Source organism: Hydrogenispora ethanolica (genome assembly GCF_004340685.1).
GTDB classification, from domain to species: Bacteria; Bacillota; UBA4882; order UBA8346; family UBA8346; genus Hydrogenispora; species Hydrogenispora ethanolica.
Map to the genome: position 1 here is coordinate 22,234 of NZ_SLUN01000040.1, position 23,219 is coordinate 45,452.

General features: G+C 54.6%; 18 protein-coding genes. 14 read left to right on the plus strand and 4 right to left on the minus strand.

Annotation, left to right across the window (positions count from 1 at the left end; translation table 11 throughout):
• Positions 1-11 precede the first annotated feature (11 nt).
• The gene (locus tag EDC14_RS22550) at positions 12-872 is read left to right on the plus strand and encodes a carbohydrate ABC transporter permease (protein ID WP_132016670.1); all 861 of its coding nucleotides are present in this window, start codon (positions 12-14) and stop codon (positions 870-872) included.
• A gap of 115 nt (positions 873-987) precedes the next feature.
• Positions 988-3,957 carry a beta-phosphoglucomutase gene (gene pgmB, locus EDC14_RS22555; protein WP_132016672.1) on the plus strand — a complete coding sequence of 990 codons (2,970 nt, stop codon included), beginning with the start codon at positions 988-990 and terminating at the stop codon, positions 3,955-3,957.
• A gap of 173 nt (positions 3,958-4,130) precedes the next feature.
• On the opposite strand, the gene EDC14_RS22560 is transcribed toward pgmB, so the two are convergent.
• The 3 genes from EDC14_RS22560 to EDC14_RS22570 form a co-directional block, all read right to left on the minus strand.
• Positions 4,131-4,430: a hypothetical protein gene (locus tag EDC14_RS22560; protein ID WP_132016674.1), complete on the minus strand. Its 300-nt coding sequence runs from the start codon at positions 4,428-4,430 to the stop codon at positions 4,131-4,133.
• Between the two features lie 314 nt (positions 4,431-4,744).
• Complete coding sequence (locus tag EDC14_RS22565) at positions 4,745-4,945, minus strand: hypothetical protein (RefSeq protein WP_132016675.1); 201 nt, start codon at positions 4,943-4,945, stop codon at positions 4,745-4,747.
• A gap of 1,901 nt (positions 4,946-6,846) precedes the next feature.
• Positions 6,847-7,350 carry an acyl-CoA thioesterase gene (locus EDC14_RS22570; protein ID WP_132016677.1) on the minus strand — a complete coding sequence of 168 codons (504 nt, stop codon included), beginning with the start codon at positions 7,348-7,350 and terminating at the stop codon, positions 6,847-6,849.
• A 304-nt stretch (positions 7,351-7,654) separates the two neighbouring features.
• Between EDC14_RS22570 and EDC14_RS22575 the strand changes: the two genes are divergently transcribed.
• The 9 genes from EDC14_RS22575 (at position 7,655) to EDC14_RS27685 (ending at position 18,891) form a co-directional block, all read left to right on the plus strand.
• Positions 7,655-8,752, plus strand: a complete 1,098-nt coding sequence (locus tag EDC14_RS22575; protein WP_165908238.1) for a LacI family DNA-binding transcriptional regulator — start codon at positions 7,655-7,657, stop codon at positions 8,750-8,752.
• 174 nt (positions 8,753-8,926) lie between these two features.
• On the plus strand, positions 8,927-10,711 hold the full coding sequence (locus EDC14_RS22580) for a glycoside hydrolase family 2 protein (RefSeq protein WP_132016681.1): 1,785 nt from the start codon (positions 8,927-8,929) through the stop codon (positions 10,709-10,711).
• A 191-nt stretch (positions 10,712-10,902) separates the two neighbouring features.
• Positions 10,903-12,138, plus strand: a complete 1,236-nt coding sequence (locus EDC14_RS22585) for an ABC transporter substrate-binding protein (RefSeq protein ID WP_132016683.1) — start codon at positions 10,903-10,905, stop codon at positions 12,136-12,138.
• A gap of 62 nt (positions 12,139-12,200) precedes the next feature.
• Complete coding sequence (locus tag EDC14_RS22590; protein WP_132016685.1) at positions 12,201-13,103, plus strand: carbohydrate ABC transporter permease; 903 nt, start codon at positions 12,201-12,203, stop codon at positions 13,101-13,103.
• 18 nt (positions 13,104-13,121) lie between these two features.
• The gene (locus tag EDC14_RS22595) at positions 13,122-13,976 is read left to right on the plus strand and encodes a carbohydrate ABC transporter permease (protein WP_132016687.1); all 855 of its coding nucleotides are present in this window, start codon (positions 13,122-13,124) and stop codon (positions 13,974-13,976) included.
• 484 nt (positions 13,977-14,460) lie between these two features.
• Positions 14,461-16,188 (plus strand): aspartate--tRNA ligase, encoded by a 1,728-nt coding sequence (gene aspS / locus EDC14_RS22600; RefSeq protein WP_132016689.1) that lies wholly within the window; start codon positions 14,461-14,463, stop codon positions 16,186-16,188.
• Positions 16,189-16,731: 543 nt separating this feature from the next.
• Entirely contained in the window at positions 16,732-17,541 is an 810-nt protein-coding gene (locus EDC14_RS22605; protein ID WP_132016691.1) for a sugar phosphate isomerase/epimerase family protein, read from the plus strand.
• 625 nt (positions 17,542-18,166) lie between these two features.
• Positions 18,167-18,643: a GNAT family N-acetyltransferase gene (locus EDC14_RS27680; RefSeq protein WP_341540185.1), complete on the plus strand. Its 477-nt coding sequence runs from the start codon at positions 18,167-18,169 to the stop codon at positions 18,641-18,643.
• Complete coding sequence (locus tag EDC14_RS27685; RefSeq protein WP_341540186.1) at positions 18,640-18,891, plus strand: hypothetical protein; 252 nt, start codon at positions 18,640-18,642, stop codon at positions 18,889-18,891. Before EDC14_RS27680 ends, EDC14_RS27685 begins: the two co-directional genes overlap by 4 nt.
• A 523-nt stretch (positions 18,892-19,414) precedes the next feature.
• Here EDC14_RS27685 and EDC14_RS22615 read toward each other — a convergent pair.
• Positions 19,415-19,948, minus strand: coding sequence for a helix-turn-helix domain-containing protein (locus EDC14_RS22615; RefSeq protein ID WP_132016693.1), 534 nt, complete (start codon positions 19,946-19,948; stop codon positions 19,415-19,417).
• A gap of 192 nt (positions 19,949-20,140) precedes the next feature.
• Here EDC14_RS22615 and EDC14_RS22620 point away from each other — a divergent pair, with 192 nt between their 5' ends.
• The 3 genes from EDC14_RS22620 (at position 20,141) to EDC14_RS22630 (ending at position 23,169) form a co-directional block, all read left to right on the plus strand.
• Positions 20,141-20,350 (plus strand): aspartyl-phosphate phosphatase Spo0E family protein, encoded by a 210-nt coding sequence (locus tag EDC14_RS22620; RefSeq protein ID WP_132016695.1) that lies wholly within the window; start codon positions 20,141-20,143, stop codon positions 20,348-20,350.
• A 957-nt stretch (positions 20,351-21,307) separates the two neighbouring features.
• On the plus strand, positions 21,308-22,021 hold the full coding sequence (locus EDC14_RS22625) for a GntR family transcriptional regulator (protein ID WP_165908239.1): 714 nt from the start codon (positions 21,308-21,310) through the stop codon (positions 22,019-22,021).
• 104 nt (positions 22,022-22,125) lie between these two features.
• Positions 22,126-23,169, plus strand: coding sequence for an SIS domain-containing protein (locus tag EDC14_RS22630; RefSeq protein WP_132016699.1), 1,044 nt, complete (start codon positions 22,126-22,128; stop codon positions 23,167-23,169).
• Positions 23,170-23,219: the final 50 nt, after the last annotated feature.

Consider the following 23,219-nt stretch of genomic DNA (forward strand, 5'->3'; position numbering starts at 1 on the left):
GGGAAGAGAAGATGAAACGGAATAACAGTACTGCCGTCCACGCCTTGGGCAGCACCCCATGGGCGCACTGGATCCTGGCCGTGATGGTCGTGGCCTGGCTGACGCCGACCCTGATGTTGTTTGTCAGCTCGCTCCGGCCGGTGGATCAGATGATGACCAGCGGCTGGTGGACCGCTTTTGGGCAGCCGGGACAGTTTACTTTGGAGAACTACCGCACAGTGCTGGCGAGCAAGGGGATAGGGACCGGCTTCGTGAATTCGCTCTTGATCACGATTCCCTCGACCATTCTGCCGATCATTATCGGCGCGATGGCCGCCTATCCGCTCTCCTTCTTCCGGTTTCCGGGGCGGAAGGCGATCTTCATTACGATCATCGCCATGCAGATCGTGCCGTTGCAGACGGTGCTCATTCCGGTGCTGCTGACCTTGAAAGGGTTGCGCCTGAACGGGACGTTCCTCGGCATCTGGCTGGCTCATACCGCGTTCGGGCTGCCGCTCTGCATCTATCTTTTCCGCAATTTCTTCGCCCAGCTGCCATACTCGCTGATCGAAGCCGCCAAGATCGACGGCGCGGGAAATCTGCAGATCTTTGTGCGGCTGATCGCTCCGCTCTCCAAACCGGCCTTCGCCAGCCTGGCCATATTCCAGTTCCTCTGGGTCTGGAACGACCTGCTGGTGGCACTGGTCCTCTTGGGCGATCCGGCCTTGAGCCCTTTGACGGTGCGGCTGTCGAGCCTGCTGGGTTCGCTGGACGCCGGGTGGAACGTCATGACGCCGGCCGCCTTTTCTTCGCTCATCCTGCCGCTGGTGATCTTTGTGACCTTCCAGAAGTATTTCGTCCGGGGCATCCTGGGCGGCGCGGTCAAGGGATGACCGGAAGAAAGGAATGGCTGCCGGGTTGTGACGGCTTTCCTGCGCGCAAGCGGCGGATGGCCGGCATAACCTAGGGATGATCCATATTCAAAGCTGATGCAACAGGAGATACGCGATGTTGAAAGACCTGACCGCTGTACGGGCGATCTATCCGGACCATGAGTGGGAGATCGTCGAGGAAGAGTTTAAACCCCAATACAACCTGCGCAACGAGACCATCTTTGCCCTGGGCAACGGCTATCTGGGCCTGCGGGGCAATCTGGAGGAGGGCTGGTCCGGCCCGCCGGGCGACACCATCGAAGGAACGTATATCAACGGGTTTTATGAGAGCGAGCCGATCCCCTACGGGGAGATCGCCTACGGTTACGCCGAGCGGAGCCAGACCATGCTCAACGTGACCAACGGCAAGCTGATCCGGCTGTTCGTCGGCGACGAAGAGTTCCGGATGCAGAACGGCGCGGTCTCCGAATACCGCCGGACGCTGAACCTGCGGACCGGGATTCTGACCCGGAGCCTGGTCTGGCGCTCGCCCCGGGGCAAAACGGTCCGGCTCCGCATCGAGCGGCTGGTGGCCCTGGGCCAGAAGCATCTGGCCGCTATCCGCTATGAGGTGACCCCGCTCGACTGCGACGGGACTATCCGGCTGGTATCGCTGCTGGACGGGGATGTCGGCAACCTGACGGCCACCGACGATCCGCGCGCCGGCTCCAGTCTGACGGTCCGGGCGCTGCAGCTCCAGAGCAAGCGGACCGACGGCACCTATCTCGAGCTCATGCAACGCACCCGGAATACCGGCTTCAGTGTGATGGCCGCGGCGGAGCACTGCCTGACCACGGAGAGCGGCTATACCCTCGCCGCGGTGGACGGCCGGGTGGCGACGGGCGTGGAGTTTGCCATTGAGGCCCGGGCGGGAGTCCCGATCCGGCTGGAGAAGTATCTGGCCTACGCCACCACCCGGGATCTGCCGGAGGAGGGACTCTCGGAGTTCGGGCGCGCTCTCCTCGACCGGGCTAAGGGCGGCGGGTTCGCGGCCCTCCGGGAGCAACAGCGGCAGTTGCTGGAAGCTTTCTGGAGCAAGGCCGATGTGACCATCGTGGGAGAGCCCGGGATTCAGCAGGGCATCCGGTACAATATCTTTCAGCTCTTGCAGTCGGCGGGACGGGACGGCAAGACCAACATCGCGGCCAAGGGGCTGAGCGGGGAAGGGTACGAAGGGCATTACTTCTGGGACAGCGAAATGTACGTGGTGCCGTTCTTCCTCTACCATCATCCCGGGATCAGCCGGAAACTGCTGGAATACCGCTACCGCATCCTGGATCAGGCGCGGCGGCGCGCCCGGCAAATGGCCCATTCCAAAGGCGCCTTGTTTCCCTGGCGGACCATTGACGGCGAGGAGTGCTCAGCCTATTACCCGGCGGGGACCGCCCAGTACCATATCAATGCCGACATCGCCTACGCCATCCGCCAATACATGCAGGCGACCGGGGACTGGGAGTTCCTGAAGGAATACGGGGCGGAAATCCTGTTTGAGACGGCCCGGATCTGGGCCGATCTGGGGGAATACATTCCGCAGCGGGGGAACCGCTTCTGCATCAATTGCGTGACCGGTCCGGATGAGTATTCGGCCCTGGTCAACAATAACTGCTATACCAATCTGATGGCCCGGGCGCATTTGGAATATGCCTGCGACACCGCGGCCTGGCTCCGCCAGAACGCCCCCGCGGCCTACCAGTCGCTGGCGGCCCGGATCGACTTGGCGGAGGAGGAGATTGACGCCTGGCGGGAGGCGGCGCGCCGGATGCTGATCCCGTTCGACGAGGCCAGCGGGTTATACCTCCAGGACGACTCCTTTATGGACCGGGCGCCGTGGGACTTTGCCAACACCCCGGCCGAGAACTACCCATTGCTGGTCCATTATCACCCGCTGGTCATCTACAGGCACCAGGTTTGCAAACAGGCCGATCTGGTGATGGCGCTGTTTTTGTTGGGAGAGCTTTTTACGCCGGAAGAGAAACGGCGCAATTTTGATTTTTACGAGCGGGTGACGACCCACGACTCCTCGTTGTCGCCATGCATCTTTAGCATCGTGGCCAGCGATATCGGGGATGTCGCCAAGGCTTACCGCTATTTCATGGCCACCGCCCGGATGGATCTGGACGATCTGCACGGCAATACCCATCAGGGAATCCATGTGGCCAATATGGCCGGGGCCTGGCTCTGCCTGGTCCAGGGCTTCGCCGGCATGCGCACGGCGAACGGCGTTTTGAGTTTCAATCCGCGCCTTCCGGAAGCGTGGCGGGAGTATGGTTTCAAGATCGCTTTTCAGGGCCGGCTGATTCAGGTGCGGGTCGACCGGCGGGGCGCGATGCTGACTTTGCTGGAAGGAGAGGAGATGACCGTGATGCTTCAGGGAGAGACGGTGCTGTTGCAGAAGGAGATCCGGGGCTTCATCTTTGACCTGGACGGGGTCTTGACCGATTCGTCGGAGTATCACTACCGCGCCTGGCAGCGGCTGGCCGACGAGGAGGGGTTGCCTTTCAGCCGGAAGGAGAACGAGCAATTACGGGGGATCCCGCGCCGGGAATCGCTGCTCATCGTGCTCAAGGGGCGGAAGTGCTCCGAGGTGCAGCTGGCCGAGCTGATGGAACGGAAGAACCGCTATTATCAGGAACTGATCCAGCGGATTACCCCGCGCGATCTGCTGCCCGGCGTGGCGGAACTGCTGGCGGAGTTGCGGGCCGCCGGCCTGAAGCTGGCGCTCGGCTCCAGCAGCAAAAATGCAGCCGAGGTCTTGCGCAGACTGGGGATTGACGCCATGTTTGACGCCATTTCCGACGGCCATAGCGTAAGCCATGCCAAACCCGCGCCGGATCTTTTCCTCGATGCAGCCGCCAAACTGGGACTCCCCGCCGCGGCCTGCGTGGTGGTGGAAGACGCGGCGGCCGGGATTCAGGCCGCCCGGAGCGGCGGTTTCCTTTCGGTCGGCTTGGGCCCCGTGACGCGGGTCGCCGGGGCCGATGCGATCTTCCCCGATCTGAAAGGAATCCGGCTGGCGGATATCCTGGCCGCTTTAAAAGCGTTGTGATAAACCCTGCCCGAAGGTCAGGGTGAACACAAAAGCTCAGAAAAGCAAGTGATAAAGTCGATTTTTTAACCTTTTTGTATGCTGATCTCGTTTCGAAAGACTTTATCACATGGCTTTTAAAAAGGCAATGCGGCGACTCGCCCAACCGCGCTTTGGCGCAATGAACCGGAGACTCAGGACTCCGGAACCGGGCCGGCGGCTTGGATCGCGTCCTCCAGCGCCTTGACGCCGATCTCGCGGTCCCATTGGTTGAAATAGCACGGGTATTGGGTGCCGCAACCCTCGCATTGCAGGTACTGGCGGGCGTCTTTCTGCTCCCGGGTGTCGTAGAGAAAGGGCAGGAATTCGTCGGTGTTTTTCCAGCCGGGGGCGTTTTCGTCGATCCGGTAGGAGTATTCGTAGGTGGCTTCATATTTGATGGTAAAATGATGGCCCTGGCAAACCCGGCATACCAAAGGTCCGTTTTCCGCCATATCGTCTCGCCCCATTCGCGCCGGCCGTATCCCGGCCGGCTGGCAACCCCCAAAAAAGGCCGCGCGATTAGCTTTTGCCGGGCCGGTCCCGAATATTCTCCGGACCGGCCTTTTCCCAATTTTCCAGGCGGCGTATCCGATGAAAAGAACTCCGGCGGCTTGACGCGGAGTTCTTCATTATCTTTGGAAAGAAACTTCTTTGCTTGGGCGGTAGTGTTTTGACCCGGGGAAAACGGGTGTTGCATCAAGACGGAGAACGGAAAGGAAGAGGAACCGGGAGTACCGCCACTGACGGGGGAGCTTTCGCAAAAAGGTCAGGACTTGATGTCCAACTGGATCTCGCCGTTACGGATCGCCCGGCGAAACACGTTAATGGCATTTTGCAATTGCACATGGGACTCGAACGCGGTCGGATTCCGTTTGCTCTGCATGATCGCTTCGGCAATCGCCTTCGCTTTCGGGTGGTCCGGATTTTTAGCCAGCCAGACTTGCTCATCTTGGGTTAAAGGTGTCAAAACTTATCACTCCTAGTCAGAATTTCAAGAAGTCCGTTTATGAAAACCGTCACTTCATCGGAGGTGAACTGCAGTCATTTGTATCCTGTTATATATTCATCCCCAATTCGTTCCTTCCTTCTAATTCCAACAACTATTTCATAAAAAAATTTACTGAGTATCCACTTCGCTCCGCTCACCCTCTTACTTTACCCGGTTTTAGCCGCACTTTCCCGACTTATCCACAGTCAAAACCATTAACCACATTATACGGATCCGTTTATCCACAAAAATAGATCGCTAATGATTATAAAGGTAAATCCGCAAGAAAGTACGTAAGCATGATAAGGATTCGGTCTAGCCCTCCTCCTCTCTCTTGGCTCTCCCCGAATCGGGGAGAGTAACCACCATTCTCCGCAGCCCAAAGGCTTTTGGGCCCCGGAGCCCGGTGGTTCCCCTTCCAGATTCGGGAAGGGCCGAGGGTTAGGACTATAGACGTCATGACTTATCCTTCAATCCCTTCCGTGAGTGAGCGGAGCTAACTTGATAATCATTAGATCGCTTATTCACAAAAAGAGCTTGCTGAACGACTGAGCGAGCTCTCTCATTCACAAAACAAGCTTGCTTATCCACAAAACGAGCTTGCCGAGCGACTGAGCGAGCTCACTTATTCACAAAACGAGCTTGCTGATTCACAAAACAAGCTCACTCATCCACAAAAAGAGCTCGCGGAACGACTGAGCAAGTTCGCTTATTCACAAAACCAGCTTGCCCGACGACTGAATGAGCTCTTTCAGTCACCTAAAGCGATCCGTGATTCACAAAACGTTCTCTCTCAGCTCCTCAACCCGATCCCGTATCCGCAAAACGACGCTACTACTGAGTATCAAGTTAGCTCTGCCAGAAAATACATAAAATATGATAAGGATTAGGTTCTACATCCTTCAATCCTTCGTGAGTGAGCGGAGCTATATAGGCCATCTAACGAACGAAATTGAGTTCATTTTGCGAAGAATATTTTAAAGTGATCTTGCAAACTCATGCGTAACAAGGTTATACAGAGACGTTTTTAGAATCAAACTGATCCTTGCCGCGCTGATTGTCTAAAAACTGACCTCTCCCCCTGTCCCCTCCCCGGCGGTATTTCATCCGTGAACCGCCGGACTCTATCCTTCCTGGACATGGCCCGGCGAAGTTATTTCTGATGGTAGACTCGACGGGGAGGGGTGGATTGCCACAAATTATTGCGCCCATTTTGGGGTTTTATCTTTGGCCTATTTCCGTTTGATTCATGTAAAAACTTACCTTTTTGCATAAACATTGGCCCTCGTTTCAAACGATTGACCCCTCCCCGTCGAATTAGCCGTCAGAATTTACTACGTCGGGGAGGGGAGCGGGGAGAGGTCGGTTTTGGGCTACTTCATCGCTACATTGAGCTCCCCGTTCTTTTTGGTTCCGGCTTTGCCGGGATAGGTTGAAATAAATATCTTTATTTCCGCAGCCCGGCGCGGAAGGGAAGAATTAGGCGGGCCACGGCCTCGAAAATGATCAATATTTATATTATCGGCCACGGAGACCGGCTTTTTTATGACGAGCGTGTTAAAAATGTTTACCGCCGGTTTCCCGAAAACGGAATCGCCGGAAAGGGCTTGGTTTTTCAAAAAATGCGCAGGCGGGAGAATGTTTTTTTCATCTCCGGGAGACGGGTGCCGGCGCCGGAGCGGAAGAGAATGTCCCGCCGCGACCGGGCTGCAAAAGGGTTTAAAAGCTTATTGGGGGGCGAATCCTCAACCGCTCAAGCGGGTTATCTTTTCCGATAATTTGTATTTCAACTTGAGGTTGAGTACCGCGGGCGTCAGGTCTATCGAAAGGCGATATCCCCTTGAGCATGCCGCAGACGGCGGTTCCGGGAGCGGGCCGGGTCAGGGCGTGCGGCAGCTGTTGCTCAGCCGTTTGCGCCGCCGTTCCGCCGCCGCCTGCCATTCCTGTCGCTCGGCGTCGGTCTCCGGGGTCAGGCCGGGAACGGGCGTCGGTTTGCCGGCGTCATCCAGGGCCACGAAGGTGAAGTAGGCGGTATTGGTCAGAATGACCGTCCCGGACATGGGGTTTTCGGCGTAGGCGTGAATGACCACCTCCATCGAGGTCCGGCCCACCCAGGTCAGCTTGGCCTTGAGGGTGACGATCTCGCCGACGTGGACCGGATGGCGGAAATCGAGGCAATCGACCACGATGGTGGCCACGTTGCGATTGGCGTGGCGGATGGCGGCCATGCCGCCGGCGATATCCATCCAGTGCATCATCCTGCCGCCCAGCAGGTTGCCGAGGAGATTGGCATCGTTGGGCAGGACCAGTTCGGTCATTTCCACTGCCGATGCCGCCGGCGGTTTGGCCGGAGTTTGGGATTGGGGGTTGGCGGGTTCGCTCATGTCGTCCTCCTGATGATCGCGCGCTTCGGCGAGATATTGGCTCCATTATACCACAGATCGGCGCGGAACATGCCGGGCACGCTTTAGTCCGGCCCGTCCGGTCGCCCGCATGAAGAGGGGCTCAGCTTTCCCACGAACCGCATCTTGGCGGCGACGGGCGTTTCGGTCGATTCCGGGATGAGCGGTTAGTCAGTTTTAAAAAATTTGGCGGATGGAAGGAATTCACATGAAAAGGGCGAAGATCTTTCTCAAACGTTTGCGTTAAAGGTTTACATTACATTGTGATGAAAATTTGGAGGATAGATTGACGACATTAAAAGACATCGCAACCCACTTGAATATCTCCATCGCCACGGTCTCGCGGGTTTTAAACAATAAGGCCGGCTTGATCGGCATCACCGACGAGACGAAGCAGAAGGTGCTGGAGGCCGCCAAGTTATTAAACTACCAGCCGGACCTCTCGGCGCGGAATCTTCGCTTGGGCCGCAGCTTGCGGGCGATCCTCTTCATCTACACCTACCCGGAAAAAGACAAGTACGGGACGGCAGAGAACATGTTTTTTCCCCATCCCTTCTTCAGCCATCTGCTCCACGGCGTGCAACTCGGCGTCCAGAAGAAGGGCTATTACGTTTCCTATCTGTCGGCGACCGAGCAGACCATCGAATCCTTGAGCAAGCTTTTTGACAACGAGATCAACGGGGTGATCTCCTGGGGCCAGCTTCCCGGGAACATCCGGGCCTTGATCCGGGACAAACGCCTCCCGCTGGTGGGCATCGAGCCCTATCTGGCGCCCGAGGACATCCGGCCCGCGATTTACGTCCATAACGAGTTGCTGATGTCGCAGGCCCTGGAACACTTGGTGAAACTGGGCCACAGGCGGATCGGCTTCATCTCGCTGAAAGATGAAGCCGGGGCGGAATTAAGCCAGTTCAAGGACCGCCGGGAGGCCTTTCTGAGATTGTTGCCAAGATTTGGGCTGGAGCCATTCTCCGGACAGGAAATGTTCGGCATCGTCCGGCCCGGCGTGCATGAGTACACACCGGGCAAAGTCGTGGCCCGGCAATGGCTGGAGACGGACGTCCGGCAACGCCCGACCGCCATCATTACCGGGAACGATCTATTGGCCGTCGGAGCCATCCGGACGCTGCGCAACGCCGGACTGTCGATACCGGGCGATCTGAGCATCGTCGGCACCGACGATATCGATTGGTCGGAGTACAATGAACCGCCGCTGACGACCGTGCGCATTCCCAAAGAGCAAATGGGCGAGCTGGCCGTGGCCTTGCTGGAGCGCTTGATGCGCGGCAAGGAAGTCCGGCGGAACTCCTATTTTATCAAAACCGGACTGATCGTCAGGGCGACCACCGGCCCGTGCCGGGAAGGAGGTGATGGGGATCAGTAAAACGCGCTTTTAATTAAAAGCCATGTGATAAAGTCCTCCAATTCGGAAATCATCCTTTCAATGGACTAAAAAACGACTTTATCACTTGCTTTTCTGAGCTTTTGTGTTCACCCTGGCCTTCGGACAGGGTTTATCACAACGCTTTTAATCTTCGATGAAGAAAGGACATTACGGATGGAAGTTCCACGCAACGAGTATCCGCGCCCGGACTGGGTCCGCCGGGAATGGCTCAGCTTGAACGGCGAATGGTCCTTCGCCTTTGACGACCGGGACCAGGGCCTCAGCCAGGGGTGGATGAAACAATCAGAGCATTTTGACAAAAGAATCGTCGTGCCGTTCCCCTTCCAGAGCAGCCTCAGCGGGATCGGCGATCCCGCGCCCCATCCGGTCATCTGGTACCGGCGCAGTTTTCAAACGCCGGCGGACTGGTCGGGCAGGCGCGTGCTATTGCATTTCGGCGCCGTGGATTACCAGGCCGCGGTTTGGGTGAACGGGCAATTCGCCGGAAGCCATGAGGGCGGCTACGTCCCTTTCGCCTTGGACATCACCGGATTACTGGGAGAGGGGGAGAACCGGCTGACGCTGCGGGTGGCCGACGATGAGCGTCCCAATCAGCCGCGCGGCAAGCAGAGCGCCAAATTGGACCGGTGGGGCTGCTGGTACACCCGGGTCAGCGGCATCTGGCAGCCGGTATGGCTGGAGCCGGTCCACCGGATTCATCTGCGCCAGGCCAAACTCCTGCCGGATATCGACCGCGCGGAGCTGGCGGTCAGGTTCGGGTTAAGCGAGTACGGGGAAAGCACCAGGTTGCGCTTGACCGTCCGTTTTCAAGAAAAGCTCGTGGTCGAGCAGGAGGTGACCGCCGGGAAGACCTTTGGATACTTCAACGACCTGTATCCCTTGGCCGAGCAGACGGTGAAGATCGCCATTCCCGGAGCGCGGCTCTGGTCGCCGGAGACTCCGGATCTGTATGATCTGGAGATCCAGGTGCTGGAGGCGGGGCTGCCGGTGGACACGGTGCAAACCTATTTCGGCATGCGCAAGGTGGCGACGGAGAACGGGCGGGTCTACCTGAATAACAAGCCTTACTATCTGCGGATGGTGCTGGATCAGGGGATCTGGGCGGACGGGATCTATACGCCGCGGACGGTGGAGGAGATCCGGCAGGACGTGGCGATGACCAAGGCGTTCGGTTTTAACGGCGCCCGGAAACACCAAAAGATCGAGGACCCCTACTATTACTATTTCTGCGACCGGCTGGGACTCCTGGTCTGGTCGGAGCTGCCGTCGTCCTACAGCTTTGACGAGCGGGCGGTCCGGACCGCGACGGCCGAGTGGCAGCAGGCGATCAGCCGGGACTACAATCACCCGTCCATCATGGCCTGGGTGCCGGTGAATGAGAGCTGGGGGACGGAGGGGTTATTCAACCCCGGGAACCCGGAGGTGTTCGGGCGGACTGTCGAATACCTGGAGACGATGTACCATCTGACCAAGGCGCTCGACGGCAGCCGGCTGGTGATCAGCAACGACGGTTGGCACCAGGCCACCACCGACCTGCTCACGATCCATGACTACAGCCAGGACGCCGGGGAGCTGGCCGAACATTACCGGGCATTCAAGGCGGACCGCCATGCCGCGAGTTTCCTGCCGGGGTTGCCCATTATTCTGCCGGGCTATGCCTACCGGGGGCAGCCGATCCTCATCACCGAGTTCGGCGGGGTGAAAACGGCCGAACAAGGGGATTTCGGATGGGGCTATGGCGAGGCGGTGCCCACCTACGCCGCAATGGGGGAACGGATTGGAACATTAATCCGCACCATCCTTGCAGAGGCTGAAATTTGCGGTTTTTGCTACACTCAGTTGACAGACACGGAACAAGAAGTGAATGGCTTGATGAATGCGCAACGCGTTCCCAAACTTGACCCTAACAAGTTCAGGGAGATATTCAGCGCAAAGTAAGGAGGTGCGGAAAAGTGAACGACCGGTCCGATGTCAATACCAGTTGAAAAGGGAATCGGAAAGGGCTGGGAACGCTGCGGTCAGCGGACCGGAGCGGCCGCAAAGCCCGGAAAAGCAAGGGAAAGCCCAGCGGGTTTTGTCCCACGGCTTTTAATTGCTAATTATTATAATACGAAAGGGAGGAAAGTACAATGAAGAAATCGTTGATCGTGGCGGCCCTGCTCTGCGCCATGGCCTTGTTGTTGGCGCCTCAGACTTTCGCAACCACCAAGCTGGTGTATTGGGATCTTTTCAGCGGCGGCGACGCCGACTTCATGACGGCGATGGTGAAGGAGTTCAACCGGACCCATCCCGATATCTTCGTGGACGAAGTTCCGAACAAGTGGGACGATTATTACAATCATCTGCTGACCGCCCTGGTCGCCAAGAAGGGGCCGGACGTCTGCATCATCCATACCAGCAACCTGCCGGCCTTTGCCTCCAAGAAGGTATTGCTGCCTTTGGACGGGCCGATCGCCAAGTATAACTTCCCGGCGAAGGACTTCGGCGCGAAGCTCTGGAATGGCGGCAAATATCAGGGCAAGCAAGTGGCGATCCCCCTCGATGTCCATCCCTTTATCCTGTACTACAACAAGGAACTGCTGGCCAGGGCCGGCTTCATGAAGGACGACAAGCCGCAGATCCCGGCCAATCCCGAGGAATTTGCGAGCTTTTTGAAGACCATCCGGGCCAAGACCGGCAAGTTCCCCTTGACCTTGGAGACCAACGGCTTCGGCGGCTACCGCTCCTGGTACAGCTTGCTGAATCAGGCCGGCGGCAGCCTGATGAGCGCCAACGGCAAGAAGATGACCGTGAACAGCGAAACCGCCCTGAAGACCCTGACCTGGTGGACCAATCTGCTGAAGGAGAACGGCATCAACTCCATGAATTACGACGAGTCCGTCGCGCTCTTTTCGCAAGGACAGTCCGCCCTGCACATCAACGGCGTCTGGGTGACCGGCGGTTTTGAAAAGCAGAACGGCCTGAAATTCGGGGCGATGCCTTTCCCCAATCTTTTCGGCAGCAAGGACGCCTGGGGCAATTCCCACAACTTCGTCATCCCCAATCCGGCCAAGGCCGATCCCAACCGGATCAAGGCCACCCTCACCTTTATCGACTGGATGACCGCCAACAGCGACAAATGGGCTTTAGCGGGCCATATTCCGCCGCGCTATTCGGTATTGCAGGGCGAGAAGTACAAGAGCATGCCCTACCGGCCCGGCTATGCCGCGCAGATGGAGAGTATCGCCTATTTGCCTTCGAACGTCCATATGTTGGAGATCGAGCAATTCATGGCCGATGAGATCGCCGCGGCCTACTCGGGAGCGAAGACTCCCGCACAGGCGCTGGCCACCATCGAACAGAAGTCCAACCGGGTTCTGAAGTAAGTTCAGCGGGGACGCCCCGGGCTCATCCGGGCCCGGGGCGTTCTTTCGGAGGAGGCTACGGCATGAATGGGGCTTACGGGCGAAGCCGGCGCTTCGCCTGGCTTGAGAAAGACAATGTGATCGGCTATGTTTTTTTGGCGCCGTTTTTGATATTTTTGTTTCTCTTCATGATCCTGCCGATATTTCAAGGCTTGTACATGAGCTTTTTTGACTGGAACGCCCTGACCCCGCCGGCCTTCGTGGGGCTGGGCAATTTTCAAACCATGTTCGGGGAGGTCGATTTCTGGTCTTCGTTGTGGCATACGGTTTATTTCGTGATCATCAGCACGCTCCCCCTGGTCGGGCTGGGCCTGGCGATCGCCCTGGGGCTGAATCGATCGTTCCGGGGAAAGACCATCGCGCGGGGCCTGTTCTTTTTCCCCTACTTATTGACCGTCTCGGTGGTGGCGACCATCTGGCGCTGGGTACTCCAGGAGCATTTCGGCCTGCTCAATTATTATCTGGGCAAGCTCGGCGCGGCCTCGCTGAAATGGCTCGGCGATCCCAATCTGGCGATGATCTCGATCGCCCTGGCCACCCTGTGGTGGACGGTCGGCTTTAATGTGGTGGTTTTTCTCGCCGCTTTGCAGGAGATCCCGGAGCAGCTGTATGAAGCCGCCCGGATCGACGGCGCCACGCCGTGGCAGTTATTCCGCCACATCACGCTCCCCCAGTTGCAGACCAGCCTGACCTTTGTATTCATCACCCAGATCATCGCCTCGTTTCAGGTCTTCGGCCAGGTGAATGTGATGACGGGCGGCGGACCGTTCGGTTCCACCCGGACACTGGTGCAGTACATCTACGAACAAGGCTTTAAGTATCTCAAGATGGGTTACGCCTCGGCTGTGGCCTATCTCCTGTTCGCCATCATGTTTGTCTGCACGGCGCTGCAGTGGAAGCTGTTTTCAAACGACAATGACGAATGAGGAGTGAGGGAAGAGCCAATGATCAATGACAATTTGTTGCGGCGCTCTGCGGGACGCCACGGCTGGAAAGGCCTCATTTTCCTGGCCTTCTTGTGGCTCGCGGCGCTGCTGTGGATTCTGCCGGTGCTGTGGATGATCTCCACCTCATTAAAGCCCGAGACCATGGTGATGACCCTGGTGCCCCAGTGGATCCCGCCGGTGGTGACCCTGGAAAACTATGTCCGCGCCTTGCAGAAGGCCCCGATCATGCTATGGTTCTACAACAGCTCGGTGATGGCGGTCTGCGGCACGCTGCTGGTCCTGCTGGTGGACGCGATGGCCGCCTATTCGTTCGCGCGGATCCGTTTCGCCGGGAGTAAGCTGTTATTTATCATTACCTTATGCACCATGATGGTTCCTTCGCAGGTGACCCTGATCCCCTTGTATCTGCTCTTTAACCGGTTCAATCTGCTGAATACGTTTTGGGTCGTGATTCTGCCCCGGGCCTCCGCCGCCATCGGCGTCTTTATGCTGCGCCAGTTCTTCCTGGGCGTTCCGGTGGAGCTGGAGGACGCGGTCCGGATCGACGGCTGCTCGCGCTATGGCATCTTCTGGCGGATCATTCTGCCGCTGGCCCGGCCGGCCCTGGCGGCCCTGGGCATCTTCACCTTTGTCTGGTCCTGGAACGACTATCTGTGGCCGCTGATCACCCTGTCGTCCAAGGAGATGTACACCCTGCCCATTGGCATCGCCACACTGGTCGGGTATTTTGCCCGGGATTACGGCATGCTGATGGCCGGCGCGATCATCGCCTCGATCCCGACCCTGATCGTCTTCCTCTTCTTCCAGCGTGAATTCATCCAGGGGATTACCACCAGCGGGCTGAAGGGATAGGAATAAGGCGATCCCTGAAAGACGAAAGAGGAATGTTTCAAAGCCAAGCCGATAGCGGATATCGGCTTGGCTTTCATATTGTGGAAACAGAGGGGAAACGCCATCATGGCTATTCTCCGCCTTCTCAGAGAAGGTGATGTCATCCCGCGAAAAACTCAGTTTTTCAAAAATTTTGAAAAAATCCCTTTATGATATAGGTTGCAGAACCTGTTGACAGTTATTTTGGCATCGCATAAAATGATAGGGAAGGCCCCACTTTCATGGAAATTCCTCACAGGGAATTCGCGCCGCCGATTGAAAGCGCGATAGGAAGAGTAGTAAGCGGGGGAACGCTTCATGATCATCCCGGAAATTGAATACGAAAGCGGATGCGGTTTCTTTCGCGTCAATTCGGGTGGCACCGCGGGCAAAATAAATGCTCGTCCCGGAAATTAGACTGATCATAATTTCCGGGACGAGCATTTTTGTTTTAGGGGGTCTACCGATGCTAAGGACACATCACTGCAATGAACTCCGGGACGAGCATACCGGAATGGAAGCTACCCTGGCCGGCTGGGTCGACACGATTCGCGATCACGGCAGCGTGAAGTTTTTGGACCTGCGCGATCAGCACGGCGTCACCCAGATCGTGTTTCATGACGACGCCATGCTCGAAGGGATCAACCGTGAGACGGTCATCGCGGTAACGGGAGTGGTACGCGCGAGGGATGCTGAAAACGTCAATCCCAAGCTGGGCACCGGCGGGATCGAACTGCATGCCGAGGGCATCACGGTGCTGGGCGCCTGCCGCAAAGGATTGCCGTTTGAAATCCGGGACTCGGTCGCGACGCGCGAGGAAGTCCGTTTGAAATACCGTTTCTTGGACTTGCGAAACCCGGCGCTCCACCAGAATATCGTACTGCGTTCGAAAGTAATCAGTTTTTTACGAAAACGCATGGAGGAACTGGGATTCCTCGAGATTCAGACGCCGATTCTGACGGCGTCTTCGCCGGAAGGAGCCCGGGATTACCTGGTTCCGAGCCGGAAGTTTAAAGGCAAGTTCTACGCGTTGCCCCAGGCGCCGCAGCAGTTCAAGCAGATGCTGATGGTATCCGGCTTCGAGAAGTATTTCCAGATCGCGCCCTGCTTCCGCGATGAAGATGCCCGCTGCGACCGCTCGCCGGGCGAATTTTATCAACTCGATTTTGAAATGGCCTTCGCGGAGCAGGAAGATGTTCTGAATGTGGCCGAAACCGTTTTATACGAAGTATTCACCAAATTCTCGGATTACGCTGTGTCGCCCGCGCCTTTCCGGCGCATCACCTATCATGACGCAATCATGCAATATGGCAGCGACAAACCCGACCTGCGCAACCCGTTGCTCATCCGGGACCTGACCGAATTTTTTGCCCACGTTGATATCAAGGCCTTTCAAAACAAACCGGTGCGCGGGATCGTGGCGGACTGCGCGGGCCGTCCGCGCAGCTTTTTTGACAATTCACTCCAATACGCGCTCAGTATCGGAATGAAGGGTCTCGGTTACCTCACGCTCGCCGAGGGCGATTTTAAAGGGCCGCTGGCAAAATTCCTGTCACCCGCTGAGAAAGAGCAACTGATCACCCTTTGCGCTATGCAAGAAGGCCAAACGCTCTTCTTGATCAGCGACCGGCCGGATCTCGTCAATAAGCTGGCCGGGCAGATCAGGGGCTGGCTGGGGGAAAACCTCGGGCTGATCGCTAAAAACGCCTTCGAATTCTGTTTTGTCATTGATTTTCCGATGTACGAGCGTAATCCGGAGACCCATAAGATTGACTTTACCCACAACCCCTTCTCCATGCCCCAAGGGGGCTTGGAGGCCCTGGAGACCCAGGATCCGCTCCGGATTTTGGCGTATCAATACGATGTCGTCTGCAACGGGATTGAACTTTCGTCCGGCGCGGTGCGTAACCATTCGCCGGAGATTATGAAAAAGGCGTTTCAGATCGCCGGATACTCCGAAGCGGAGCTGGAAAAGAGGTTCGGCGCGCTGTATACGGCGTTCCAGTACGGAGCGCCTCCGCATGCGGGAATGGCGCCGGGTATCGACCGCATCGTCATGCTGCTGGCCGGCGAGGAAGCGATCCGCGATGTGATCGCCTTCCCGTTAAACGGCAATGCCCAGGACCTGCTGATGGGAGCGCCGTCCGAAGTCTCGGAGCACCAGCTGATCGAGGCGAATATCAAGATTCGCTAGTATCGGATGGGGGACTCGCGCTTCGGATAGGCGGATTTGCGAAAGTTCCGCGAACTTATCTTGGATGGATTGTAGCCAAGCTGATCGAGATGATTCGGCTTGGCTTTATTTCTGCGGGATGGGAGCCGGCATGTATTGCCCGGGCCGGGAAGGGTAAAGGATTGGAAGGAAGCGAAGAAGCATCCTCACTCTTGGCTCTCTCCGAATCGGAGAGAGTAACCACCATTCTTTGAGGCAAAAGCATTCGGGTTTTAGAAGCGTTGTGATAAACCCCGTCCGAAGGTCGGGGTGTTCACAAAAGCTCAGAAAAGCAAGTGATAAAGTCGTTTGATATCTTTTGCAAGGCAATTGCCGATTCGAAAGACTTTATCACATGGCTTTTAGACGGCGAAGAATGCCAGAGAGAGGAGGTCTCCTTCATCAAGGCCCTGTCCACTCCCGCCGCGCGACAAAAAAGGAAAAGTAAGTTATAATGGAGACATAAGGCACGCCGGGCAATCCGGCGGGTTGGTGACGGAAGACGAGCGGAGGAGTTGAAACGAGATGAAAATCGGATGTTGCGCCAATTTACAAGCTGACCCGGACGGCCCGGGAATGGCGGCCATCGAAATCATTGCCGAAGCGGGCTTTGACTATATTGAGCTCCCCTTGGCCAAGCTGATGACCTTTGCGGAGGCGGAGTTCCACCAACTCCAAGAGCGCATTCGGGCGGCGGGGATCCGCTGCGAGGCTTGCTGCAATTTCTTCCCGCCCGACCTCAAGCTGACCGGGGATGGAGTGCAGGCGGACCGGATCGTCGCCTATTACGAGGCGGCCTTGGAACGCGTTCACCAACTGGGGGCGGAGATCGTCGTTTTCGGCAGCGCCGGGGCCCGGAACGTCCCGGAGGGTTTCGGGAAAGAGCGGGCTTGGAACCAGCTGGTCGAGTTACTGCGGGACATGGACCCGGTGGCCCGGCAATACGGGATCACCATTGTCATCGAGCCGCTGAACCGGAAGGAAAGCAACATTGTCAATTCGGTCGCCGAGGGTTTGCAACTGGCCAACGCGGTCCAGCGCGACAATATCCAGCTGCTGGTGGATTATTACCACTTGAGCCTGGAGAATGAGGACCCGGCCGACATCGTGACCGCCGGCGCCGCCATCCGCCATGCGCATCTGGCCGAACCGGAGGGCAGAGCATTTCCCAAGGCACAATCGCGGGCCGCTTATGCCGCGTTTATCGAAGCGTTGCGGCAGATCCGTTATTCCGGGCGGCTCAGTATCGAGGCCTCCACCGACGACCTGCGGCGCGACGCCAAGGCGGGTTTGGCTTTTTTAAAGGAGCTGACGCTTCCTTTGACGGAGCATTAGGATTTTGAATTGAGTTATGATTCTTATTATAGCGAACGGCATGTTATGAATAGAGTTTGGGAAGTCATAAAGCATCTAAATATCCAAGTGGAATGAACTGAAAGTGGGAACATGCAAACTGAATAGGCTAGGGTCTAAACTGGTCTTAGTTTAAGCTCCGTAAGGTGACAGGCTCATAAAAACCTGTAAGCGGGAAGGCATGTTTGGAAGCGACACAACTATATCTGTGAGAAGACTGTGAAATAAGCCTTCTGCACTTCCTGCAATAAGACTCCGGCCGACCGGTTAATTGCTGGCAAAGGTCCGTCCCGTGGCGCTACGGCACGCGGCGCTCCATTGCGGCATGCGGTGAGGTTCGCAAGACTGATCCGGTTGATTTCGTTCATACTCGTTTGCTTATTAATAGGAAAAGATTGACAACGGGATCGACCGGTGTTATAATTTAGAAAATTTGAAAGGTGTGTGTGGATGTCGGTTCTGTCTGTTATGGTGGTTCTCAACTAAATTGTTGAAAAAGGTGCGGCGATGACGGGGTATAACCCCTTTTTTACGTTGCCCTTTTGCAAACCATACCTGACAGACTGCTTCAAGTCATCCAAAATAATGGGTGCGTGGCAAGGCATGCTTGTCGCGCATTTTTTATGGATTGATTATTTCGCCCGCGGGGAGCATTCTGCACTTTACAGGTGTGGTAGGTCTTGGCGGGCATTTTATTTTTTTAGAAGGAGAGGAGATTATGGAAATGGCTATTACAATTCGTCCCGAAAACGAAAGCGATTATCAAGCGGTTGAAAACTTGACCAGGGAAGCTTTTTGGGATCTCTACCAGCCAGGCTGCGTCGAGCATCTGCTCGCCCACAAGCTCCGGAAGGTTCAGGCTTTTCTTGCCGAACTGGATTATGTTGCCGAACGGGATCACCAGATCGTCGGGAACATCATGTATTCCAAGGCGAAAATTAGCGATGAAAACGGCAATGCGCACGAGGTGATTACCTTTGGCCCATTAAGCGTTTTGCCGTCCCATCAGAAAGAGGGTGTCGGTTCCGCACTGATCCATCATACCAAAAAACTGGCGGCGGAGATGGGTATAAGGCGATCGTGATTTTCGGGAATCCGGCCTATTATCACCGGTTTGGATTTGTAAACGCAGCAAAGTTCAAAATAACCACCGGTGACGGGGAAAACTTCGAAGCGTTTATGGCACTGGAGCTGTACGAAGGGGCCCTTGAGGGGATTGCCGGAAAATTTCATGAAGATCCGGTTTTTCAAGTCGATCCGGTGGAATTGGCGGCTTTCGAAGCGAAATTTCCCTACAAAGAAAAACACGTTACCGATACGCAGCTTAAGTAGAAGTTTTGAATTTGAGATCCGCTCGAACCTCTGCGGATAAGCAATCGGGTTAAGGAGCTGAATGAGCTCATTTTGCGAGTGACGGATCTCTTTTGGTGACTGAAGGAGCTCATTCAGTCGCTCAATAAGCTCTTTTTGTGAATAAACGAGCTCATTTTGTGAATGAATGAGCTCTTTCAGTCGTTGAACAAGCTCATTTTGTGAATAAATGAGCTCTTTTTGTGAATAAGTGTTCTATTCCTGTGGATAAACGGGACCATTGAATGGGGTTAATGAATTTTGGCTGTGGATAAGTCGGGGAAGGGCAGCTAAAGTTGGGTAAAGTCAGGGCCGGGCTTTCAACCTTTGGGACAGTTTGCCTCCAAAAGACAAATTGCCATGAATTGGAGGTTGAAATCGGGAGCTTCCTTGGAATCTATCAACCGGTGGAATCCATGATTTGTTTTTTAACTTAGTTTTTTTCTCGGTTCTTCGTGAAATTTCCAGTAGGACTGTCCGGTTTGAATGAAATATGCCACTGAATTCAGAAATGGGAGTTGGGATGCTTCCCTAAGCTGTTCAACCCTTCTTCTCCCCCAACCTCGGGAAACGATCGTTTCAACTGCACCAATAACCAAGTCTTCACATCTTGGTCTCCCTCATGCCATATCTTCAGAATATGCTCCAGATAAACCATGACCTCTTGAGGGAGCGCCGTATTTTCCCGGCTCATGTTATTCACGGCGATATACGATTGCGCCTCCGCAAATTCGGGATCTTTCAAAAGATTGATAAAGGCTTCGGCGACTGCCTTGGCTCCCAATAAACGCATGCCCTTGGCCAGGTAATCGGCGGGGGAAGCCAGCATTTCACCTTGACCGGTTTTGATCCAATCGGGATTGGCTGCAAACCGGACAATTAGGGCATTTAAGAAAGCTTCCGAAGGCTCTAATTTTCCTGCTTCAATTCTGGAGATATTCGCCAAGCTCATGCCAATCTCTTGATGAAGTTCTTTTCGAGATAATTTGAAATGCTCTCTGAATTGTTGTACTCGTAAACCAACAAAATTATTGTGCATGAAGTAATTTATCTCCTTGACATATTTGCACGATGCGAATATAATGAGACTATAAACAAAATATGTAATATATTTCCTAAAAAAGGAACAACAAGACCGGACCCAAGCATGCTATTTTGGGTCTTAAGTTCTTATGCCCTAAATATAATGATACTAATTATACCATATTTTTACGAAACGTAGAAAAGGACCATGCAACAAACAGAGCTAAATCCGATCGATATCCTAAAACAGCAGATCGCCGCCAGCCGCCGGATGCTTCATGATCTCTGGAACGCCCACGGCGCTAGCGACCCAACCGTCGTGGCCGCCAGCGTCGAGCTGGATCGTTTGATCAACCAGTACCACCGGCTGAAGTGGGAGCGGGCGGACCGGCCGGATTATCAAGAGGTTTCGGAATAGTCGGGCAGGCCGGAAATATCATACCGATATGCCAAAATAACAAGGGGTCAGCATCTTGCATGCTGACCTTTTTGAAACGAAAAGAGGGCTATTTTCGTCCTGGACCTATCCTCCGGCTCCTTCCCTGACAGGGGAAGGAGAGTCGTTTTTCGAGGAACGTGAGGCATATCCGAACCTCGTACCCTAGTTACCTATGCTGAGGTGGAAATGTCGTTATCAAAAAGTTTAGGCAAGTATGACCGGTGAAAAAATCACCTACCGGATTCATTTTTGCTGATAAACTATAATTTGAAATGTAGCAGATAAGGCACACGTCTTGGCCAAATATCGCTCCTTTCTTGCCAGGAAAGGAGCGGAGGATAGGTCGCTTTTCCAACCAGTAGCACCGGTTGAAGTGGGAGCGAACGGACCGGCCCGTTCCCAACTCTTGCGATTCATTGGCAATCTTTTGATGAATAGTATGGGGACAAGGTGCGCAAATGCTATCGTATGAACTTGTCTTGGCCTATAGCAATTGAACGCTTGGAATAGAAAAACATCCCCATTTTCCCGCCGCATAAACTGCTTCGGTAACCCGGTCAATCCGGACGGGACGCCGTCCGGCTTCCGAAAAGCGATCCGGTCTCCCGGCGTCTCCGTCCTGTTTCCCCGTGGCCTGGGGAAGCAGGAATGGGGACGATCCCTTACATGCCGAAAGCTCTTTACAGCCTCACACCCCGGGGAAACTTCCCGGGATTGATCCCTTTAAACCCCTGAGTCTTGGGAATACTTTCCCAAGGCTAGGTCCGCCCTCTCGGAGCACGGGGGAAGTTTCACGGCGCTAATGCCTTAGACGCCGTAATCTCCAAAAGTTTATGAAAGATTTGGGGTAAAATTTTTTAAAGAAGGCTTGAAAAGTTCCATAGGACAATATATTATATTGTTATGACCAATTGAAATGTGGTGGAAACGACTTTGTTGGATGAAAAAGCGCCGGTTGCTCTATATTACCAGTTAAAAGAAATTTTAGTGGATAAAATTAAAAGTAATGAGTGGCAGATTGACAGTAAGATACCCACGGAACGGGAACTGTGCGATCTGTATAAAGTCAGTCGGATTACAGTTCGGCAAGCCTTGGAAGAGCTGGAGAACGAAGGGCTTCTATATCGAAAACAAGGCAAGGGTACTTTTGTAACGGCTCCCAAGATTGAACAGCGACTGTCCAAATTTTACAGTTTCAGTGAAGAAATTCGCAACATGGGCTATACTCCAAGCACCAAAGTGATCGAGTTCAAAAAACTGGCCATTGATGAAAGCATTGCCAAACATTTCACGGAAAAAGAAAGTGAAGTTTATTATATTCGGCGGCTCCGGCTGGCCAATAACGAACCATTTGCCATTGAAACCTCCTATATTCCTTTTGACTTATGTCCCGGTTTGACGATGGAAGAGGTCTCTGGCAAGGGCTTGTATAATACGATGAAAACCAAGTATGGCATAATTCCCAATGAAGCGGTTGAGACTTTTGAAGCGGTAATTATCAACCCCAACGATGCCCTGCATCTTCGGGTCGGTAAAAACTCTCCCGGACTTTTATTGGAAAGAACCACGTATGCCAATCAAAGAATGGTAGAGTTTTGCCACGGGGTTATCCGGGGCGATCGTTATAAATATCGGGTGGTATTGAAATAAACGGGTCAATAAACGGAAACGAGGTGATAAAAATTTGGAAATAATGGTTATAACAATATAATGAATTGATCATTAAAGAATAAATAGGAAAGCGAGATAAATTCATGGACCATACCTATATGGAGATAAAATCCCAATTTGCAGCATTACGAAAGACTTTTGATTATATCGCGGCGCGCCAAGATGAAGTGCTCAAATTCTACAAGGAGAAAGCACCGCAAAGTATCGTCTTTACGGGGTGCGGTTCCAGCTATAGCCTTTGTCAGTCGGCGGAATTTACTAGCAGGATAAGGTTGGGCAAGCCGGCAGCCGCCATTCCTTCAGGGGATTTGATGCTTCATGCCAAAAACTATTTAAAAATGCTTGAGGGGGCGCTCGTTATCGCTCCGACCCGCTCCGGAAGCACCAGCGAAGTAATACACGCGATTCATAACGTAAAATTCTTACAGCCATCCTTGCCGGTTATCGGAATTACTTGTGTAGAGAATTCCGACTTAGCCAAAATTGCCGATTTGACATTGGAAATTCCATGGGCTTTTGATGAAAGCGTCTGTCAGACAAGGACCGTTACCAATCTCTATTTGGTCAATTTACTCGTGCTGGCTTATTTATCCGGAGATCAAAAGTTAATCAAGGAACTTGATGCGGCGATCAGCGCCGGGGACGGTTTCATCGCAAAATACGAAGGAAAATTGAAAATTGTTGCGGGAAATGACTGGCAGGATGCATTGATACTGGCCGATGGGGAACTGCAAGGGCTTGCCAGCGAAGGCGCTCTGGCGTTCACCGAAATCGCCAGAGTTCCCGGGCGTTATCATCATCTATTGGATGTCCGGCATGGACCCATGGTATTAGTCAATAACCGCACTTTGGCGGTTGTGAGCTTAGACGGTGAAGTGACTCCTTATCACCTGGACTTGCTGCGTGATTTGGTCCAAAAAGGGGTAATGGTGATTACCTATAGCAATTCCGAGATTCCGCCAGTCCCCGGGGTGGCGTTGCAAGTTTCAGCCGATCTGGAGCTGGATGGCGCTGCATCCGGAATTCTGTTTATCTATATCGCGCAGGCGCTTGCTTATTATAAAGCAATTCAGAAAGGCGTTAATCCGGATCAGCCGGAGGGGTTGGACCCTTGGATTAAATTGTAATTGGATACGCATTCGTTTCGAAAAAGTCTATTGCCTATCGAATAGAGGTG

Excerpts from the sequence above, each read along its gene's own strand:
- EDC14_RS22585 (WP_132016683.1), top strand. The coding sequence starts at position 10,903 with ATGAAGAAATCGTTGATCGTGGCGGCCCTGCTCTGCGCCATGGCCTTG.
- EDC14_RS22550 (WP_132016670.1), top strand. The coding sequence starts at position 12 with ATGAAACGGAATAACAGTACTGCCGTCCACGCCTTGGGCAGCACCCCA.
- EDC14_RS22560 (WP_132016674.1), bottom strand. The coding sequence starts at position 4,430 with ATGGCGGAAAACGGACCTTTGGTATGCCGGGTTTGCCAGGGCCATCAT.
- EDC14_RS22620 (WP_132016695.1), top strand. The coding sequence starts at position 20,141 with ATGCAACAAACAGAGCTAAATCCGATCGATATCCTAAAACAGCAGATC.
- EDC14_RS22595 (WP_132016687.1), top strand. The coding sequence starts at position 13,122 with ATGATCAATGACAATTTGTTGCGGCGCTCTGCGGGACGCCACGGCTGG.
- EDC14_RS22615 (WP_132016693.1), bottom strand. The coding sequence starts at position 19,948 with ATGCACAATAATTTTGTTGGTTTACGAGTACAACAATTCAGAGAGCAT.
- EDC14_RS22580 (WP_132016681.1), top strand. The coding sequence starts at position 8,927 with ATGGAAGTTCCACGCAACGAGTATCCGCGCCCGGACTGGGTCCGCCGG.
- pgmB (WP_132016672.1), top strand. The coding sequence starts at position 988 with ATGTTGAAAGACCTGACCGCTGTACGGGCGATCTATCCGGACCATGAG.
- EDC14_RS22590 (WP_132016685.1), top strand. The coding sequence starts at position 12,201 with ATGAATGGGGCTTACGGGCGAAGCCGGCGCTTCGCCTGGCTTGAGAAA.
- aspS (WP_132016689.1), top strand. The coding sequence starts at position 14,461 with ATGCTAAGGACACATCACTGCAATGAACTCCGGGACGAGCATACCGGA.
- EDC14_RS22630 (WP_132016699.1), top strand. The coding sequence starts at position 22,126 with ATGGACCATACCTATATGGAGATAAAATCCCAATTTGCAGCATTACGA.
- EDC14_RS22570 (WP_132016677.1), bottom strand. The coding sequence starts at position 7,350 with ATGAGCGAACCCGCCAACCCCCAATCCCAAACTCCGGCCAAACCGCCG.
- EDC14_RS22605 (WP_132016691.1), top strand. The coding sequence starts at position 16,732 with ATGAAAATCGGATGTTGCGCCAATTTACAAGCTGACCCGGACGGCCCG.